The following is a 19,733-nucleotide window of genomic DNA, read 5'->3' as shown; positions in this document are numbered from 1 at the left end:
CACGGGATCCGACATGACCCATGCCTTCAAGCTGCCGGGAGATCTGATCTGCCCGGCAGCCGACATTCTCGACCCGGCCCAGCTGGAACGCGATATCGCCGAAGCCGGCAAGACCGGCACCGATACCGAAATCCGCGCCCGCATCGTCGCCCGGCTGGCGGCCGCCCGTGAAGAGGGTGCCGACAAGATCGCCGAGGCCTTCCGGGCCCTGCCCTTCGAGGCCCGGCGCACCACCCGCGCCTATACCTATCTGACCGATGAACTGCTGCTGGCCGTGCTCGACGTGGCGCGCGCCCAGATGCCGACCGACAAGCGCCGCGCCCTTGGCGATTTCGCGGTCTGCGCCGTGGGCGGCTATGGCCGTGGCGAAATGGCACCCTTTTCCGATGTCGACCTGCTGTTCCTGGCCAAGGGCAAGATCTCTGCCGCGCTGGAAGCGCTGATCGAGAACATGCTCTACCTGCTCTGGGACCTGCACCTGAAGGTCGGCCATTCCAGCCGCACCATCAAGGAATGCCTGAAGCTGGGCGCCGAAGACTACACCATCCGTACCGCCCTGATGGAAAACCGTTTTCTTGCCGGCACCGAGACCATGGCGGAGGAACTGAACACCCGGCTCTGGTCGGACCTGTTCAAGGGCACAGAGGGCGAATTCATCGAAGCCAAGCTGAAGGAAAGGTTTGAACGCCACCGCAAGCAGGGCGGTCAGCGCTATGTCGTCGAACCCAATGTGAAAGAGGGCAAGGGCGGGCTGCGCGACCTGCAATCGCTCTACTGGATCGGGAAATACGTGCATGGGGTCCAGTCGGTGTCCGAACTGGTGCGCCTTGGCGTTTTCGGGCCCGACGAATACCGCCGCTTTGAAAAAGCCGAGGAATTCCTCTGGGCCGTGCGCTGCCACCTGCACCTGCTGGCCGACCGTCCGATGGACCAACTGACCTTCGACATGCAGGTTCAGGTCGCCGATCGCATGGGCTATGTGGACCGGGCCGGGCAACGCGCGGTCGAGGTCTTCATGCAGGCCTACTTCCGCCATGCAACCGTCGTGGGCGAACTGACCCGCATCTTCCTGAGCCAGATGGAAACCGCCCATATCAAAAGCGTGCCGAACATCGCGCTCGGCATCCGGCGCAAGCCCAAGACCGGCAGCCTGTACCGCGTGGTGAACAACCGCCTCGATATCGCCGACGCGGCCGAATTCTTTGCCCAGCCGATCAACATGCTGAAGATCTTTGACGAGGCGCTGCGCATCGGCATGCTGGTACACCCCGACGCAATGCGGGAAATTCACGGCAACCTGGGCCTGATCGACGACAAGACCCGCGAAGCCCCCCAGGCCGCCAAGATCTTTCTCGGGATGCTGCTGAAGCATGGCAACCCCGAACGCGCCCTGCGGCGGATGAACGAATTGGGCCTGCTGGCCGCCTTCATCCCCGAATTCGAACCCATCGTGGCGATGATGCAGTTCAACATGTATCACCACTACACGGTCGACGAACATACGATCCAGTGCATCCGCAACCTGGCGATGATCGAACATGGCGACCTGGAAGAAGAGCTTCCCGTCGCCTCGACCATCCTGAAGGAAGGCGTGAACCGCCGGGTGCTGTACGTCGCCCTGCTGCTGCATGATATCGGCAAGGGCCGGGAAGAGGACCATTCCGTCCTGGGCGCCAAGATCGCCCGCAAGGTCGCCCCCCGGCTGGGCCTGACCCCCGAGGAATGCGAGACCGTCGAATGGCTGGTGCGCTATCACCTGCTGATGTCGGACATGGCGCAGAAACGCGACATTGCCGACCCCCGCACGGTGCGCGATTTCGCCAAGGCCGTGCGGACCCGCGAACGGCTGGACCTGCTGACCGTACTGACGGTCTGCGATATTCGCGGCGTCGGCCCCGGCACCTGGAACAACTGGAAGGCCGCGCTGCTGCGCGCGCTTTATCGTCAGACCCGGCGCGGCATGGAAAACGGGCTCGAGGATCTCAACCGCACCCATCGCGGGCGCGAGGCGAAATCCAACCTGCGCAAGGAACTCACCGGCTGGACCCGCGCCGATCTCGACCGCGAGATGCGACGCCACTACCCGACCTACTGGCAGGGGCTGCATGTGACCACCCACGTGCTGTTCGCAGGCATGCTGCGCGACTTGCCGGTGGACGAAATCCGCATCGACCTGCACGAGGACGAGGACCGCGATGCCACCCGCGCCCTCTTTGCCATGTCCGATCATCCCGGCATCTTCGCCCGCCTGTCCGGCGCGTTGGCGCTGGTCGGGGCCAATGTCGTGGATGCGCGCACCTATACCACCAAGGACGGCTATGCCACGGCGGCCTTCTGGATCCAGGATGCGGATGGCCATCCCTACGAACCCTCGCGCCTGGCGCGGCTGACGCAGATGATCAACAAGACCCTGAAAGGCGAAGTGGTCGCCCGCGAAGCCATGCACGACCGCGACAAGCTCAAGAAACGCGAACGCGCCTTCCGGGTCAGCACCTCGGTCGCCTTCGACAACGAGGGATCCGAGATCTTTACCATCATCGAGGTCGATACCCGCGACCGTCCCGGCCTGCTGCATGACCTGACCCGCACCCTGGCCGCCGCCCATGTGCAGCTGTCCAGCGCCGTGATCGCCACCTATGGCGAACAGGTGGTGGATACCTTCTATGTCAAGGACATGTTCGGGCTGAAGCTATATTCCGAGGCCAAGCAGAAGGCGCTGGACGCCAAGCTGCGCGCGGCCATCGACGCCGGCCAGGAAAGGGCCAGATCTTGACGCCCATCCGTCTGGCCTCCGGGGTCTTCACGGTTGGTTTCTGGACCCTGCTCAGCCGGGTGCTTGGGCTGGCGCGGGATATCATCATCCTTGCCGCCCTGGGCACCGGCCCGGTCTACGAAGCCTTCATCGTCGCCTTCCGCCTGCCCAACATGTTCCGCAGGTTCTTTGCCGAAGGGGCGTTCAACATGGCCTTCGTGCCGCTGTTTTCCAAGAAACTGGAAGCGGACGAAGATGCCAGGGATTTCATGAACCAGGCCTTTTCCGGTCTGGCGGCGGTGCTGATCCTGCTGACGCTGATCGCCATGGCCGCGATGCCCTGGCTGATCCTTGGCCTGGCCTCCGGGTTCAAGGGGCAGGAACAATTCGCCCTGTCGGTGCATTTCGGGCGCATCGCCTTTCCCTATATCCTGTTCATCTCGCTGGCGGCCTTGCTGTCGGGCGTGCTGAACGCGGCCGGGCGCTTTGCCGCCGCCGCCGCCGCGCCGGTGCTGCTGAACCTGCTGTTCATCGCCATGCTGCTGGGGGCCGATGCCCTTGGCTGGGCCTATGGCAAGGCGCTGATCTGGACGGTGCCGATTGCCGGCGTGGCGCAATTCGCCCTGCTCTGGCATGCGGCGCACAAGGCCGGTTTCCCGGTGCGCCTGCTGCGCCCACGCTGGAGCCCGGACATGAAGCGCCTGGTGCGCATCGCCATTCCCGCCGCCCTTGCGGGGGGCGTGGTACAGGTGAACCTGCTGGTCGGCCAGCAGGTCGCCAGCTATTTCGACCGCGCCGTGGGCTGGTTGTTCACCGCCGACCGCCTCTATCAGTTGCCGCTTGGCGTGGTGGGAATCGCCATCGGCATCGTGCTGCTGCCGGATCTGTCGCGACGCCTGAAGGCGGGCGACGACGCAGGGTCGCGCAATGCCTTGTCGCGGGCGGCTGAACTGGCGCTGGCGCTGACCCTGCCCTGTGCCGTGGCGCTGATGGTGATCCCACTGCCGCTGGTCTCGGTCCTGTTTGAACGTGGCGCCGCCCGGCCCGAAGACAGCCGCGCCATCGCCCTGGCCGTCGCGGTCTATGGCCTCGGCCTGCCTGCCTTCGTGCTGCAAAAGGTGCTGCAACCGCTGTTCTTCGCCCGCGAAGATACCCGGCGCCCGTTCAATTATGCGGTCGTTGCGATGATCGCAAATGCCGCCTTCGCCATCGGCCTTGCCCCGGTGATCGGCTGGATCGCCGCTGCCCTGGCAACCACGGTCGCGGGCTGGATCATGGTGGTGCAGCTACTGCTCGGCGCCCGGTCCATGGGCGACATCGCCCGGTTCGACAGCCGGTTCAGCGCCCGGGTCTGGCGCATCCTGCTGGCCGCGCTCATCATGGGGGCAGCCCTGTGGCCTGCCGCGCAATGGCTGGACGCCTGGCTGCATGCGGACTACATTCGCTACCCGACGCTGGCCTTGCTGATCGCATGGGGCTGCCTGACGTATTTCCTGGCCGGAACGCTGGTCGGGGCCTTCACGCTGAAGGACTTTCGCCAGGCCGTGAAACGCGGCCGATGACATCCGGGGGGCCTGCCGCGCGGCAGGCCCCGCGCGATGGGTCGAAAGTCACTGACAGCGCCCCGAGGGGACCGGGCAGGCCGAAGAAAGCCGGGACAGCGTGCAACCCTTTCCCCGGCAGCGCGTTGGCTGGCAGGGATCAATGCGCGCAACACCATGCGGCGCCGCCACTCACAATGAAACCGATTACGGGGTCAGGACCAGTTTTATGCCATCGGACAGGACGCATCACGCCCGGACCGAACCGCTTGTCACGGCTGCCGAGATGTTCCCGGCGCTGGAACGGCTTTGTCTGAATGCGCGGGAGGAACTGCTGATGTCCTTCCGCATCCTCGACCCGCTGACCCGGTTGCGCAGCGACGAAGCGGCCGAACTGGAGCTTAGCAACTGGGCCGAACTGATTGCGCATGTCGCCTCGCGCGGGGTCAAGGTGCGGCTGCTGATCGCGGATTTCGATCCCCTGTTCACCGCAGAACTGCACCAGGATGCCTGGCGCTGCGCCCGGCAGTTCGCGCAACGCCAGCCCGCCGGGACCGAGATCCTTTGCGCGCCCCACGAGGCCGCCTCTGCCCCGGTCTGGAAACGGGTCTTCGCCAACAAGATCCACGAACGGATCGAGGCGCTGAAACGTTATGCCCCTGAACAGCTGACGCCCCTGCAACAGCGCGCCCTGAAGGGCGAGATCACCCTGCGCCCGGCGACGATGCACCAGAAATTCGCCATTGCCGATGGACGGACCGCCGTGATCGGCGGCATCGATGTCAACGAACGCCGCTGGGATGACGAAGACCATTCGCGCCGCCCCGAAGAGACCTGGCACGACGTCAGCATCAAGGTCTCGGGTCTGGCCGTACCCGACCTGCGGCGCCATTTCGCGGAATGCTGGGATCGCTCGATCGCGGCAGATGCCGTGAGCTTCGGCGCAGAGCCCAGCCCCGTGGCCGAGACCCGCGCGCTGGACAAGCAACGCCGCATCGCCACCGGCCCCCGCCTGCTGCGCACGCAGTCCCATGCGGCCAAGGGACGCTGGCGCATCGGCCCCGTCCCTGAGGTCACGGAACACGAAGACGCCCATATCGCGGCTTTCGAAAGCGCCGGGCGGCTGATCTATATCGAGACCCAGTTCTTTCGCCACCTGCCGCTGGCCCGGTCGCTTGCCAGCATGGCCGCATCCGCGCCCCGCCTTCAGGTCATCCTGGTCCTGCCGACCGAACCCGAGCGGGTGATCTTCGATGGCCATGACGGCATGGATGTGCGCCACGCCCAGGCGCTGCAGCTATCCTGCCTGACGGTGCTGCGCCGCGCCTTCGGGGACCGCCTTGCGGTGGTCGCCCCGGCGCAGCCCCGCCGTGCGCCGGAACATACGCCGATGCCGCTGCATTCGGCCGGCATCGTCTATCTGCATTCGAAGGTGACGCTGGTCGATGACCATATCGGCATCGTCGGGTCGGCCAACCTCAACGGACGCTCGATGCGGTGGGACACCGAGGCATCGCTGCAGTTTCACGGTGAACGCGACGTGCAGGCGATGCGTCAGAAGCTGATGTCGAACTGGCTTCGTGGCCGGGAAAAGGGCATGGACCCGACCCGCGCCGCCGACTGGACCCGGATTGCAGAGGAAGAAGCCGCGCGCGACCCCGAGGACCGCGAGGCCTATATCCTGCCCTGGCCCGAGGCCCGCAACCGACGCTTTGCCCGCCCGGTCCCGATCCTGCCGGCCGAGATGTTCTGAGCCGGCCCGATCGGTTAGGCGGACCGGCCGGGCCTAGCGCCGCTGAAGCTTTGCCCGCAGCCGCGCCAGGCCGCCAGGCAGCAATAGCGGGGCCAGCGCGAAACCGGCCGCAAAGCCTACCAGCTCGGCCACCCAGGTCAGGCCGACGTCAAAGAAGATCGCGAACAGCAGCTGGATACCCATCAGCAGCCCGATCAGCCGGAAGGCCGCAATCTGGCGTTCCCCGGCGACGCGGTAGAAGATCCACAACATGTAGCTATAGGCGCCGATAAAACCGTAAACCGCCGGGAAGGCTCCGAAAAGGGCCTGCTGCGGCGGGGCGATCAGGCCAAAGACCAGGGCTCCGACGATGGAACTGGCAAAGAACAGGACCGCCAGACCGACCGGACGCATCGCCTCTCCGACGAACTTGCCGAGGGCCAGCAGCATGACACCGGCGATCACGGCCTGGGTGAAGGCACCGTTGACAAAGGGGTAGGTGACAAAGCGCATCAGCCCATCCAGGGGAAATTGCCCCGTCTGGAGCATGAAATCGAGATAGGCGGGGAAGAACCCGTAGTCCTGCAATGCAGCCAGCCGCCAGCCGACCGATTGCGGTCCGCCGACAAGGCCGGCATTGGCCAGGGAAAAGATCCCCTCGATCCCGATGATGGCGATGAAGATCACCACGATCACCGGCGGCACGGCATTCACCGGCCCTTCGGGGCGTGTCATGTTGGGGTCCTGCATTCGGGGGCCTTTCTGTTGCAACAACCGCGTGCAACGCCTGTATCACGCCTGCCGGGGCGGTTGACGCCCCTTCGGGCCATGGGTAATCCAGCGCGTAGCGAATTGCCAGAGACCCGTCCCGAGGAGGGAATGATGACCGACGCGACCGAAGCGACCCAGGCGGCTTTCACACCCCGTGCCTTTTCCGGAATCCAACCTTCGGGCGGGCTTACCCTAGGCAATTACCTTGGGGCTATGCGCCGCTTCGTGGACTGGCAGGACCGGGGCCTGAAGGAAGGCTTCGAGACGATCTTCTGCATGGTCGACCTGCATGCGATCACCGTCTGGCAGGACCCGGACGCCCTGCGTCGCCAGACCCGCGAACTGGCCGCCGGCTATATCGCCTCGGGCCTCGACCCGGCCAAGTCGATCCTGTTCAATCAGAGCCAGGTGCCAGAACATGCCCAGCTTGCCTGGATCTTCAACTGCGTCGCCCGCGTGGGCTGGATGCAGCGGATGACCCAGTGGAAGGACAAGGCGGGCAAGAACCAGCAGAATGCCTCGCTGGGGCTGTTTGCCTATCCCGCGCTGATGGCCGCCGACATCCTGATCTATCAGACCACCCATGTGCCGGTGGGCGAGGATCAGAAACAGCATGTCGAACTGACCCGCGACATCGCCGCCAAGTTCAACCACGACTACGGGGTGAACTTCTTTCCGATGACCGAACCGGTGATCGAAGGGGCGGCGACCCGTGTCATGTCGCTGCGGGACGGCAGCAAGAAGATGTCGAAATCCGACCCCTCGGACATGGCGCGGATCAACATGACCGACGACGCCGATACAATCGCGAACAAGATCCGCAAGGCCCGCACCGATGCCGATGCCCTGCCCTGCGAACCCAAGGGGCTCGATGACCGTCCCGAGGCGCGCAACCTGGTGAACATCTTCGCGGCCCTGTCGGATCAGAGCATCGACCAGGTGCTGGCCGATGTCGGCGGCAAGCAGTTCTCGGAGTTCAAACCGATGCTGTCGGACCTGGCCGTGGCCAAATTGTCGCCGATCTCGACCGAGATGGCGCGGCTGATGCAGGTCCCGGACGAGATCGACGCGATCATCGGAAAGGGCGCCGAAAAGGCCCGCGCCATCGCCGCGCCGGTCCTGAAGGACGCCTACGAAATCGTCGGCATGATCCAGAGCTGACAGCACTGATAAAGGGGGCGGTGATCCGCTTCGGATGGCCGTCCCCGACGGGACGGCCATAGCATGATTGCACAGCCACTCTGCGCAGCCTGACCTTTCAGGCAGGAACCGGGGAACCTATCTGGGGAGGTAACCCGGAGGAAACCGCAATGACCCTGCGCCCAAGTATCCCAATCCATCCCGAGACCTCGATCGGTCACATCCATCTCAAGGTCGCCGATATCGACCGGGCGCTGGATTTCTACGTCGGCGTCCTGGGGTTCGAGCTTCAGGCCGAATTCGGCAAACAGGCGGCCTTCCTGTCCGCTGGTGGCTATCATCACCATATCGGCCTCAACACCTGGGAATCGCGCGATGGCTGCGCAGCCCCGGCGGGCTGTACCGGGCTGTACCATGCCGCCATCCTCTACCCGACCCGGGCCGCTCTGGCCGATGCCCTGCGCCGTCTGAACGAGGCGGACATTGCCCTTGACGGGGCCTCGGATCACGGGGTCAGCGAGGCGCTCTACCTCACCGACCCGGATGGCAATGCGATCGAGCTTTACCGCGACCGCCCGATGAAGGACTGGCCGCGCCAGCCCGACGGGTCGCTGGCGATGTACAATGCGCCGTTGGACCTGAAGGCCCTGCTGGCCGAGGCGCCGCTGACCACCTGACCCGTGCAGGATCCCGCCTGCCGGGTCAGAAACCGGACTTGTCACGAAGTCGTTTCGCCCCGGTCACATGCGCGATTCAAACCCGGCCTAGAGTTTTCCCCGAAGGCCGTCGGAACTGACTTCCCCAAGGCGGAACCGGCGCGGAAATTACTCCCCCCAAGCCCTTTTCAGCACCAATTCCCCCCCGGTCTCAGAACCGGGGGGTTTTCCTTTCGGCGGCCCACCCCAGGCGGCCACAGTGGGCAAGGGTGTCAGAGCGCGGGGTCGGAGGCGACCCGCAGCGGCGAGGTCAGCACGCTTAGCCGGGTGATCTGACGCCCTGACCCGTCGAAATTCTCCGGTGCCAGCCAGGCGTCGAACCGTTGCGACAGCCCAGGCCATTGCGCATCCGTGATCGCCAGCCAGGCCGTGTCGCGATTGCGCCCCTTCACCACCATGTGCTGACGAAAGACCCCTTCGAAGCTGAAACCCAGCCGTTGCGCCGCCCGCCGGGACGGCAGGTTCAGCGCATTGCATTTCCATTCATATCGCCGATAGCCGTTGGAAAAGGCCCATCGCATCATCAGCACCATGGCCTCGGTCGCTTCGGGGCGGCCCTGCAGGACCGGGGCGAAGGCGATGTTGCCGACCTCGACCGACCCGTTGGCGGGCGCGATGTTGAGATAGCTCGCCACCCCCACCGGGGCCCCGTCCGCCAGAGATTCAATCGCGAAAAAGACCGTCGCGGGGTCGGTTTCCGTGGACCTGACCCAGGCGGCGTACTCCGCCTCTGTCGCGAAGGGGCCGACCGGCATGTAATCCCAGATCCAGCCCGCGCCGCCATAGGCCCCATGCAGGGCCGCCGCATGACGGTCGGCGCGCAGCGGCACGAGACGGATCAGCCTGCCGGTCAGGACAAGGTCGGAAGGCGGCACCATTGCCGGGCGCCAACCCGGGACGACAGGTCCGATGGGGCGGGAAGTGGTCATGATCTTTCCTTCGCAACAGGAGGGGCGCCGACGGTGGGCCCGAACACCCGTATAGCGGCCCCCACCCCGCCTCCGCAAAGGCCAGAGCCGCGCACCCCATGGGTCCAGTGGGGAACCCGCAGCCCCCCGATGCGTTTAGGCAGCACAGCCAGCAAGGCCACAGCACCGGCCGAGACAGCAGGAAAGGAATGTCCCATGCCTTCGATCTATGACGCCATCAAGCAGGACCACGACCGCCACCGCGCCCTTCTGGGCAAGATCGACGGGACCGAAGGCGACAGCGCCGAGCGTCGCGAGGCCTGGGATGCATTCTATCACGATGTGAAAAGCCACGCGGCCGCCGAGGAAGAGACCTTTTATTCCAAGCTGATGAGCAAGACCTGGGGACAGGACGCCGCCCGCCATTCGGTGCAGGAACATGCCGAGATGGACGAGATCCTCGAGGAATTGCGCGACACCGATATGAGCTCGCCCGCATGGCTGCAACGGTTCCGGGTGCTGAAGCACGATTACGAACACCACATGGACGAAGAAGAAGAAGACATCTTTGCCCGCGCCAAGGAAGTGATCGGGGCCGAGGAAAACGACGCCTATGGCGACAAGTTCCTGGCCCGCAAGGACAAGGAAGCCGGGATCATCGAGGAAAAGCGCGCCGACGCGCTGGAAGACTGAGCTGCTCGGCCTGCACGCACCAAAGAGGTCGGCGCAGGTCAGGCAGGCAGGAACAGCGCCGTGACCACGGCCTCGGCCAGTGCGACCTGATGGTCGAGATCCGGCATCGGCCCGCCCATCAGTGCCGTTACTAGGCTGACTGCACTGCCCGCCCCGAACAACATGCTGGCCATTGTTTCAGCGGGCAGGTCGACCCGACAGCGGGCTGGGTCGACCTGCGACAGCGTTTCGATCACCGCGCGGCGGCTGCGAAGGATGCCATGTTCCAGAAAGCTATGCGCCAGGGTTTCCTTGTCCATGCTTTCCGAAATCGCCAGACGACAAAGGTTGATGTGACGCTCTGACAAGACGCGCCGGGTCACCCGCCGGACCTGCAGGCGCAGGCGGTCGACGGGATCGGCAGGCAGGCTTTCGACGCTGTCATCCCAGACAAGGGACGAGGCGATCAACCCGTTCAGCAGGTCCTCTTTCGACATGAAGGCGCCATAGATCGTGCGTTTCGACATGCCCGCCGCCGCAGCGATCTGCGCCATGGAGACCGCGCGATAGCCATGGGCGCAGAACAGCGCCTCGGCGACGGCAAAGATCTTTTCGCGCCGTTCCTCGGCCTCCATGGCCAAGGGTCGCCCCAACCGTCCCATGTATTGTCCCTTTCAAATCCGCAGCCAGCCAAGAGCATTGTGCCTGCCCATGCTCGCCCGGCAAACGGTCGTATTCAATGCCACCGCGCCTTGCTTGCAGGCACGACCTTCCCAAAGCAAAACGCCCGAGCCTTGCGGTCCGGGCGTTTCAATCGCGAAAATCGTCAGGATCACTCCTGCGGGATGACCCGCAGATGCAGTTCCATCAGTTGCTCGGACAGCGGCTCGGACGGCGCCGACATCATCAGGTCCTCGGCACGCTGGTTCATCGGGAACAGGATCACTTCGCGGATGTTCTGTTCCTCGGCCAGCAGCATGACGATCCGGTCGATACCGGCCGCGCAGCCACCGTGCGGCGGGGCGCCGTACTGGAAGGCGTTGACCATGCCACCAAAGCGCTTGGTGACTTCGTCCTTGCCGTAACCGGCGATTTCGAAAGCCTTGAACATGATCTCGGGCTTGTGGTTCCGGATCGCGCCGCTGACAAGTTCATAGCCGTTGCACGCCAGGTCATACTGGTAGCCGCGCACGTCCAGCGGATCGCCTTGCAGCGCCTCCATCCCGCCCTGCGGCATGGAGAAGGGGTTGTGCTCGAAGTCCAGCTTGCCGGTTTCCTCGTCCTTTTCGTAGATCGGGAAATCGACGATCCAGGCAAAGGCGAAGCGGTTCTGATCGGTCAGGCCCAGTTCCTCGCCGATGACGTTGCGGGCACGGCCCGCGACGGCTTCGAACTGCTTGGGCTTGCCGCCCAGGAAGAAGGCCGCGTCGCCGACACCAAGACCCAGCTGCTGGCGGATCGCCTCGGTCCGCTCGGGGCCGATGTTCTTGGCCAAGGGACCGGCGGCTTCCAATTCTCCAGCACCGGGATAATAAAGCCGCTGCTTGGCCTCCGCGATCTTGATATCCAGTGGGTCACCGTCGCGGATCAACGCTGCGATCTGCTCGATTACCTCAACGGCCTCTTCGAACCCATTTTTTACCACAGCTTCCTTGATTTCCTGCAGCTTGACCTCATCCACCATCCGGTTGCCGATCCATTTCTTCAACTCCCTAGCGGTTGAATTCGGCTCCTGCCGCTCGCGCCAGAAGATGTAGCCCATGCCGGGCAGACCTTCCTTCTGGGCAAAGGCGTTCATGCGGTCGCAGAACTTGCGGCTACCGCCCTTGGGCGCGGGGATGGCGCGGATCTCGGTACCGTCCTGTTCCAGCAGCTTGGCGAAGATGGCAAAACCGGAGCCGGCGAAATGCTCGGACACGACCTGCATCTCGATCGGGTTGCGCAGGTCGGGCTTGTCGGAACCGTACTTCAGCGCCGCGTCCTTGTAGGAGATCTGCGGCCAGCTTGCCGGCGCGTCGACGGACTTGCCGCCGCCGAATTCCTCGAAGATGCCGCCGATGACCGGGCTGATCGTGTCGAAGATGTCCTGCTGGGTGACGAAGGACATCTCCATGTCGAGCTGGTAGAAATCGGTGGGCGAACGGTCGGCGCGCGGGTCCTCGTCGCGGAAGCAGGGCGCGATCTGGAAATACTTGTCGAAGCCCGAGACCATCAGCAGCTGCTTGAACTGCTGCGGGGCCTGCGGCAGGGCATAGAACTTGCCCGGGTGCAGGCGCGACGGCACGAGGAAGTCGCGCGCGCCTTCGGGGCTGGAGGCCGTGATGATCGGCGTCTGGAATTCCTTGAAGCTGAGGTCCCACATCCGCTTGCGGATCGAGCTGACGACGTCGGAACGCAGGATCATGTTCTTCTGCATCTGCTCGCGGCGCAGATCGAGGTAGCGATAGCGCAGGCGGGTTTCCTCGGGGTATTCCTGATCGCCGAAGACCATCAGCGGCAGTTCCTTCGACGCGCCCAGCACCTCGATGTCGCGCACGAAGACCTCGATTTCGCCGGTCGGCAGCTTGGCGTTCACCAGCTCGGGGTCGCGGGCCTTCACGGTGCCGTCGATGCGGATGCACCATTCGGAGCGCACCTTCTCGACCTCGGCGAAGACCGGGCTGTCGGGGTCGCACAGGACCTGCGTTGTGCCGTAGTGGTCGCGCAGGTCGATGAACAGGATGCCGCCGTGATCGCGGACCCGATGTACCCAGCCGGAAAGGCGAACAGTGTCGCCGACATCGGCCTTGGTCAGGCCTGCGCAGGAATGGCTGCGATACTGGTGCATGGTACTTCGTTTCCTCTGGAGATCGGACAGGTGCGTGAACCTGCGCCGGATCACATGGAGGTGCGCGAAAGTCAAGGGAAGCGGGGCCGCGGCTTGTCCGGCGCACACCCGTCCTGGCACCCGCCTGTGGGTCCGACAGGCTACCGCGCGGCCCCGCCGGCGGCGCTGTCGCGAGCGTTCGGGGCACATTCACGCGGGGGCCTCGACACGCCCCAGACCGCCATCTGACCGGCGTGACCGAAAAATTGCCTGCAAATTCAACGAAACCTGACCGCAAAAGCGCCAAAAGTGCGGTGAAGCACAGCCTTCTCTGCACCAGTGCAATTTACTTTCCGTCCGGTGCTGGCATTCTGTCCAGACGCGAAAGTTCGGGGAATGGCGGATCCTGACTGACGCATGCATCCGCTGCCCCCTGTCCTCGCTTGATGAACAAGATCCCGGGGTGGGGAGAACGACGATGTGGGAAAGCCTGCTCAGCAAATTTCTTGAACGCGCCATCACGAAAGGTCGTCTGCGCGTGACCTATGCGGATGGCAGCCACAGGACCTTCGGCCCCGGACCCGGGGCGCCCGAGGTGGCGATCACGCTGCATGATCCGACGTTACCGCGCAAGCTGATCTGGGATCTCGAACTGGCGGTCTGCGAAGCCTACATGGACGCGCGCCTGACCATCGAAGACGATGACCTCTACGGGTTGATCAGCCTGGGCATCCTGAACCTGCGCGGCAAGGATCCCGCATGGTGGCAGAAGCCGGTGCAGGGGCTGCGCCTTGCGTTGCGGCGGCTGGCGCAATTCAACCCGGTCGGCAAGGCACAGGAAAACGTGGCCCGGCATTATGACCTGTCCGGGGCGCTCTACGATCTGTTCCTCGATGCGGACCGGCAATATTCCTGCGCCTATTTCCCCCGTGACGGGATGACCCTTGAACAGGCGCAGGCGGCCAAGAAAGCGCATATCGCGGACAAGTTGCTGATCGAGCCGGGGATGACCGTGCTGGACATCGGTTGCGGCTGGGGCGGCATGGGTCTGACGCTGGCGCGCGATTACGGGGCGCGGGTGGTCGGCGTGACCCTGTCGAAGGAACAGCACGCCATTGCGGTCGAACGCGCCCGGCAGGCCGGGCTGGAGGATCGCGTCGACTTCCGCCTGCAGGATTACCGTCATGTCACCGAAACCTTCGACCGTGTGGTCTCGGTCGGGATGTTCGAACATGTGGGCGTGCCGCATTACCGGGAATACTTCCATCATGTGAAGCAATGCCTGAAACCCGACGGCATCGCGCTGATCCATACAATCGGGCGCAGCGACCCGCCCACGACCACCGCCGCCTTCATTACCAAGTACATCTTCCCCGGCGGCTATGTGCCCGCCATGTCCGAAGCCATGTCGGCGGTGGAAAAGGAACGCCTCGTCACCACGGATGTCGAGGTCTGGCGCCTGCATTATGCCGAGACCCTGAAGGCCTGGTACGACCGCTTCATGGCGAACGCCGACAAGGCCGAGGCGCTGTACGACGCGCGTTTCGTTCGGATGTGGCGGCTCTACCTGATCGCCAGCGAGCTGACCTTCCGGCTGAACGACCAGGTGGTGTTCCAGTTCCAGCTGGCCCGCGACCAGAAGGCCGTCCCGCTGACCCGCGACTACCTGTACAACCCCGCCGCAGAAGACGCGGCCCAGGCGACCGCCGCGCAGTAGCGGCGGCGCCTCCGCAGCCCCGGTCCGGCACCTGTGGGGCCCCAGGTCCGCCCCCGGCATCCTGAACGCCAATGGGGGTTGAACCCCAGCGCCGCATGGATATAACCGCGACAATTTGCGCGAGGTCAGATGACCGTCGCGTGCTGTCCCGCGAAGAGGTCCTGCCATGCCCAAAAGAACCGATATCAAATCCATCATGATCATCGGAGCAGGCCCCATCGTGATCGGACAGGCCTGCGAGTTCGACTATTCCGGCGCCCAGGCCTGCAAGGCCCTGCGCGAGGAAGGCTACCGGGTCATCCTGGTGAACTCGAACCCCGCGACGATCATGACCGATCCGAACATGGCCGACGCGACCTATATCGAGCCCATCACCCCCGAGATCGTCGCCAAGATCATCGAAAAGGAACGCCCCGACGCGCTGCTGCCCACCATGGGCGGGCAGACCGGGCTGAACACCAGCCTCGCGCTGGATGACCTTGGCGTGCTTGAGAAATTCGGCGTCGAGCTGATCGGCGCCAACCGTCAGGCCATCGAGATGGCCGAGGACCGCAAGCTGTTCCGCGAAGCGATGGACCGCATCGGTCTGGAAAACCCCAAGGCGACCATCGTCACCGCGCCGAAGAAGGCCGACGGGCGCTTCGACATCAACGCCGGTCTGGCCGATGCCATGGCCGCGCTGGACGACATCGGCCTGCCCGCCATCATCCGCCCCGCCTTCACCCTTGGCGGCACCGGCGGTGGCGTCGCCTACAACCGCGACGATTACGAATACTACTGCCGCTCGGGCATGGAAGCCTCGCCGATGGCGCAGATCCTGGTCGACGAATCCCTTCTGGGCTGGAAGGAATTCGAGATGGAAGTCGTCCGCGACAAGGCGGACAACGCGATCATCGTCTGCGCGATCGAAAACGTCGACCCGATGGGCGTGCACACCGGCGACTCGATCACCGTGGCCCCTGCCCTGACCCTGACCGACAAGGAATACCAGGCGATGCGCGCGGCCTCGATTGCCGTGCTGCGTGAAATCGGCGTCGAAACCGGCGGGTCCAACGTGCAATGGGCGGTGAACCCCGAAGACGGCCGCATGGTCGTGATCGAGATGAACCCGCGGGTGTCGCGCTCCTCGGCGCTGGCTTCCAAGGCGACCGGCTTCCCCATCGCCAAGATCGCCGCCAAGCTCGCCGTGGGCTACACGCTCGACGAGCTCGACAACGACATCACCAAGGTGACGCCCGCCAGTTTCGAGCCGACCATCGACTATGTCGTCACCAAGATCCCGCGCTTTGCCTTCGAGAAATTCCCCGGCTCCAAGCCCGAGCTCACCACCGCGATGAAATCCGTGGGCGAAGTCATGGCGATCGGCCGGACCTTCCACGAAAGCCTGCAAAAGGCGCTGGCCTCGATGGAAACCGGTCTGACCGGCCTCGACGAAATCGAGATCCCCGGCGCGCCGGACGAAGCCTCGGTCATCAAGGCCCTGTCGCAGCAGACCCCGGACCGCATCCGCGTCATCGCCCAGGCCATGCGCCACGGGCTGTCGGACCTGCAGATCCAGGGCGCGACCAGCTTCGACCCATGGTTCCTGTCCCGCATCCGCGAGATCGTCGATGCCGAAGCCGAAATCCGCACCTCCGGCCTGCCGGTCAGCGAAGAGGGCCTGCGCCGCGTCAAGATGATGGGCTTCTCGGACGCCCGCCTGGCCACCCTGTCGGCGCGCGATGAAGACCAGGTGCGCCGGGCGCGGCACAACCTGGGCGTCACGGCCGTCTTCAAGCGCATCGACACCTGCGCGGCGGAATTCGAAGCCCAGACTCCCTACATGTATTCCACCTACGAAGCCCCGATGATGGGCGAAGTGGAATGCGAAGCACGGCCCTCCGACCGCAAGAAGGTCGTGATACTCGGCGGTGGCCCCAACCGGATCGGCCAGGGGATCGAATTCGACTACTGCTGCTGCCACGCCTGTTTCGCGCTGACCGACGTCGGTTATGAAACCATCATGGTCAACTGCAACCCCGAGACCGTGTCGACCGACTACGACACCAGCGACCGCCTGTACTTCGAGCCGCTGACCTTCGAACACGTGATGGAGATCCTGCGGGTCGAGCTGTCCAACGGCACCCTGCACGGCGTCATCGTGCAGTTCGGCGGGCAGACCCCGCTGAAGCTGGCGAACGCGCTGCAGGAGGCCGGGATCCCGATCCTTGGCACCACGCCCGACGCCATCGACCTGGCCGAGGACCGCGAGCGGTTCCAGGACCTGGTCAACCGCCTCGGCCTGAAGCAGCCGCACAACGGCATCGCCCACAGCGACGCCGAAGCGCTGGAGATCGCCGAGGAAATCGGCTTCCCGCTGGTGATCCGCCCGTCCTACGTGCTGGGTGGCCGCGCCATGGAAATCGTGCGCGAGATGGACGGGTTGCGGCGCTACATCCGCGAAGCCGTCGTGGTTTCGGGGGACAGTCCCGTGCTGCTCGACAACTACCTGGCCGGCGCGACCGAAGTCGACGTCGACGCCCTTTGCGACGGCGAGGACGTGCATGTCGCAGGCATCATGGAGCACATCGAGGAAGCCGGCGTGCACTCGGGCGACTCGGCCTGTTCTCTGCCGCCCTACTCGCTGTCCCCCGAGATCATCGCCGAGTTGAAACGCCAGACCCGCGCCCTGGCGCTGGAACTGGGCGTCGTCGGCCTGATGAACGTGCAGTTCGCCGTCAAGGGTGACGACATCTACCTGATCGAGGTCAACCCGCGCGCCAGCCGCACGGTGCCCTTCGTCGCCAAGGCTGTGCTCAGCCCCATCGCCTCCATCGCGGCACGGATCATGGCAGGCGAAAAGCTGACCGCCTTCGACCTGGTCGATCCGCAGATCGAAGGCTACGCGGTGAAGGAAGCCGTGCTGCCCTTCGCCCGCTTCCCCGGCGTGGACACCATCCTTGGCCCGGAAATGCGCTCGACCGGCGAAGTCATGGGCTATGACAAGAGCTTTGCCCGCGCCTTCCTGAAGGCCCAGTTGGGCGCCGGAACGGAACTGCCGCGCGAGGGCCGCGTCTTCCTGTCGATTCGTGACGAGGACAAGCATGACGCGATGCTGGATGCCGCCCGCACCCTGCTGGGCCTCGGCTTCGAGATCGCGGCGACCAAGGGCACGGCCGCCTGGCTCGACGCCGCCGGTCTGGGCTGCACGCGGGTCAACAAGGTCTATGAAGGGCGCCCGAACATCGTCGATCAACTCAAGGACGATGCCATTGCCTTGGTTCTGAACACGACCGAGGGCGCACAGTCCGTCAATGACAGCCGGGCGATCCGCAACATCGCGCTTTACGACAAGATCCCCTATTATACGACAGCCGCCGGGGCCATGGCCGCGGTCCGCGCCATTCAGGCGCGCGAAGAGGGCGAACTTGAAGTCGAAGCGCTGCAGGTAAGCTGAGCAGCGCGCAAAGGGGTTTTCCCATGATGAACCGTCTCGCGATCCGCCTCACCCTGCTGGGTACACTTGCGCTTCTGGCGGGCTGCAATGTGCCGCTTGTCCCGCTGATCTGACCCCCACCGCCGCGCCGAAGACATCCGGGGCGGCGGTTTCACATCTGCCTGCCGCCTTCTTTGGCGCATCAGTCCTACGCCCCCGCCCCGGCGGATAGAGGCCGGCCCCGTACCGCGCAGGAGCAGGGGCACAGGAACCGGGACGCCAGCCCCACGTTATGTCACCAGACCCACCGCGAAACGCGAAGGAGATCGTGACATGAAAGACCATCAGACCCGCACCGAAACCGCCGAGACCTTCTGGAAACGGATGGAAGACGTCACCGCCGGGATGCTGCTGACCGAGGCCCATGATTTCGTCCCCATGAGCCACCAGGTCGACCCCGAGGCGGGGATGCTCTGGTTCATCACCTCGAAGGGCACCACCGCCCATAAGGCGGCGATGGAAAAGCGCGACAGCCATTTCCTGGTGGCCGAACGGGATGCCAAGATCTACGCCCATGTCAGCGGCACCCTGTCCGAGGTCAATGATCCCGCCAAGCTGGACGAGATCTGGAGCCGTGTCGCCGCAGCCTGGTTCGAAGAAGGCCGCGAGGACCCCGATGTGCGCCTGATCGGGTTGCGCCCCGCAAATGCCGAGATCTGGTTCACCGATGGTGGGGCCAAGTTCCTTTATGAAATGGCCAAATCCGTGACAACCGACGCGACCCCGGACCTTGGATCGCATGAACATCTGACCTTCTGAGGCGGATAAGCTCGACCAGTTGACGGGGGCGCTTGCGGGCGCCCCCTTTGTCTTGAAAGCCCCCGTCCCCGACTTGCCCGCCCGGCCCGCCGCGGGTATTTCACGCCCCATGGCCAAGCTCTATTTTCATTACTCCACCATGAACGCCGGCAAGAGCACCGTTCTCTTGCAGGCCTCGCACAATTACATCGAACGGGGCATGCAGACCTATCTGCTGACCGCGCGTTTCGACAATCGCGCCGGCGAGGGGCGCATCGCCAGCCGCATCGGCATCGGCGTCGCGGCGGATACCTTCGATGAGACCGACGACCTTTTCGCCAAGATCCACGCCCGGCTGGAGACCGGCCCCTGTGCCTGCATCTTTCTGGACGAGGCCCAGTTCCTGACCCGCGCCCAGGTCTGGCAGCTGGCCCGCGCGGTGGATGATCTGGGTGTGCCGATCATGTGCTACGGGCTGCGGGTGGATTTCCGGGGCGCGTTGTTCGAGGGCTCCTCGGCCCTGCTGGCGCTGGCTGACGAGATGCGCGAAGTGCGCACCATCTGTCACTGCGGGCGCAAGGCCACCATGGTGGTGCGCCGCGATTCCGGTGGCACGGCCCAGCGCGAAGGCAACCAGATCCAGATCGGCGGGAACGAAACCTACGTCTCGCTATGCCGCCGCCACTGGCGCGAGGAAATGGGCGACGGCCCGACCTGAAGCGCAGCCGGGCCAATCCGCAGTCGGGCCAATCCGCAGCCGGGCCA

General features: G+C 64.7%; 15 protein-coding genes. 10 read left to right on the top strand and 5 right to left on the bottom strand.

The window, feature by feature from the left end; translation table 11 throughout:
• The first annotated feature begins 13 nt into the window (after positions 1-13).
• The 3 genes from PSAL_RS00355 (at position 14) to PSAL_RS00345 (ending at position 6,046) form a co-directional block, all read left to right on the top strand.
• Complete coding sequence (locus tag PSAL_RS00355) at positions 14-2,773, top strand: [protein-PII] uridylyltransferase (RefSeq protein ID WP_119839155.1); 2,760 nt, start codon at positions 14-16, stop codon at positions 2,771-2,773.
• Positions 2,770-4,314 carry a murein biosynthesis integral membrane protein MurJ gene (gene murJ, locus PSAL_RS00350; RefSeq protein ID WP_119839156.1) on the top strand — a complete coding sequence of 515 codons (1,545 nt, stop codon included), beginning with the start codon at positions 2,770-2,772 and terminating at the stop codon, positions 4,312-4,314. The genes PSAL_RS00355 and murJ overlap by 4 nt, the downstream gene beginning before the upstream one ends.
• Before the next feature lie 208 nt (positions 4,315-4,522).
• Positions 4,523-6,046 carry a phospholipase D family protein gene (locus PSAL_RS00345; protein ID WP_119839157.1) on the top strand — a complete coding sequence of 508 codons (1,524 nt, stop codon included), beginning with the start codon at positions 4,523-4,525 and terminating at the stop codon, positions 6,044-6,046.
• Positions 6,047-6,079: 33 nt separating this feature from the next.
• Here the strand turns inward: PSAL_RS00345 and PSAL_RS00340 are convergent, their stop codons facing one another.
• Entirely contained in the window at positions 6,080-6,775 is a 696-nt protein-coding gene (locus tag PSAL_RS00340) for a rhomboid family intramembrane serine protease (RefSeq protein ID WP_231388562.1), read from the bottom strand.
• 132 nt (positions 6,776-6,907) lie between these two features.
• Between PSAL_RS00340 and trpS the strand changes: the two genes are divergently transcribed.
• Both trpS and PSAL_RS00330 read left to right on the top strand, forming a co-directional pair.
• The gene (gene trpS / locus PSAL_RS00335; RefSeq protein ID WP_119839200.1) at positions 6,908-7,957 is read left to right on the top strand and encodes a tryptophan--tRNA ligase; all 1,050 of its coding nucleotides are present in this window, start codon (positions 6,908-6,910) and stop codon (positions 7,955-7,957) included.
• Between the two features lie 149 nt (positions 7,958-8,106).
• Positions 8,107-8,613 (top strand): VOC family protein, encoded by a 507-nt coding sequence (locus PSAL_RS00330; protein ID WP_119839158.1) that lies wholly within the window; start codon positions 8,107-8,109, stop codon positions 8,611-8,613.
• A 251-nt stretch (positions 8,614-8,864) separates the two neighbouring features.
• Here PSAL_RS00330 and PSAL_RS00325 read toward each other — a convergent pair whose 3' ends face one another.
• Positions 8,865-9,581: a GNAT family N-acetyltransferase gene (locus PSAL_RS00325; RefSeq protein ID WP_119839159.1), complete on the bottom strand. Its 717-nt coding sequence runs from the start codon at positions 9,579-9,581 to the stop codon at positions 8,865-8,867.
• Between the two features lie 195 nt (positions 9,582-9,776).
• On the opposite strand from PSAL_RS00325, the gene PSAL_RS00320 reads away from it, so the two are divergent.
• Positions 9,777-10,253 carry a hemerythrin domain-containing protein gene (locus tag PSAL_RS00320; RefSeq protein ID WP_119839160.1) on the top strand — a complete coding sequence of 159 codons (477 nt, stop codon included), beginning with the start codon at positions 9,777-9,779 and terminating at the stop codon, positions 10,251-10,253.
• Between the two features lie 38 nt (positions 10,254-10,291).
• On the opposite strand, the gene PSAL_RS00315 is transcribed toward PSAL_RS00320, so the two are convergent.
• From PSAL_RS00315 to aspS, 3 genes are read right to left on the bottom strand one after another with little or no spacing between them, the layout of a single operon-like run.
• A complete protein-coding gene (locus tag PSAL_RS00315) occupies positions 10,292-10,894 on the bottom strand; it encodes a TetR/AcrR family transcriptional regulator (RefSeq protein ID WP_119839161.1) in 603 nt (200 codons plus the stop codon).
• 12 nt (positions 10,895-10,906) lie between these two features.
• A complete protein-coding gene (locus PSAL_RS00310) occupies positions 10,907-11,068 on the bottom strand; it encodes a hypothetical protein (protein WP_196222781.1) in 162 nt (53 codons plus the stop codon).
• Positions 11,065-13,059, bottom strand: a complete 1,995-nt coding sequence (gene aspS / locus PSAL_RS00305; RefSeq protein ID WP_119839162.1) for an aspartate--tRNA ligase — start codon at positions 13,057-13,059, stop codon at positions 11,065-11,067. The genes PSAL_RS00310 and aspS overlap by 4 nt, the downstream gene beginning before the upstream one ends.
• Positions 13,060-13,516: 457 nt before the next feature.
• Between aspS and PSAL_RS00300 the strand changes: the two genes are divergently transcribed.
• The 4 genes from PSAL_RS00300 (at position 13,517) to PSAL_RS00285 (ending at position 19,686) form a co-directional block, all read left to right on the top strand.
• Positions 13,517-14,755, top strand: coding sequence for an SAM-dependent methyltransferase (locus tag PSAL_RS00300; protein WP_119839163.1), 1,239 nt, complete (start codon positions 13,517-13,519; stop codon positions 14,753-14,755).
• A 166-nt stretch (positions 14,756-14,921) separates the two neighbouring features.
• Complete coding sequence (gene carB / locus PSAL_RS00295) at positions 14,922-18,191, top strand: carbamoyl-phosphate synthase large subunit (protein ID WP_119839164.1); 3,270 nt, start codon at positions 14,922-14,924, stop codon at positions 18,189-18,191.
• Positions 18,192-18,503: 312 nt separating this feature from the next.
• On the top strand, positions 18,504-18,989 hold the full coding sequence (locus tag PSAL_RS00290; RefSeq protein ID WP_119839165.1) for a pyridoxamine 5'-phosphate oxidase family protein: 486 nt from the start codon (positions 18,504-18,506) through the stop codon (positions 18,987-18,989).
• Positions 18,990-19,098: 109 nt separating this feature from the next.
• A complete protein-coding gene (locus PSAL_RS00285; RefSeq protein ID WP_119839166.1) occupies positions 19,099-19,686 on the top strand; it encodes a thymidine kinase in 588 nt (195 codons plus the stop codon).
• Positions 19,687-19,733 lie beyond the last annotated feature (47 nt).

This window comes from Pseudooceanicola algae (genome assembly GCF_003590145.2).
Taxonomy (GTDB): Bacteria; Pseudomonadota; Alphaproteobacteria; order Rhodobacterales; family Rhodobacteraceae; genus Pseudooceanicola; species Pseudooceanicola algae.
Note: the sequence above shows the minus strand (reverse complement) of the source record. Positions and strands in the feature narration are given on the sequence as shown.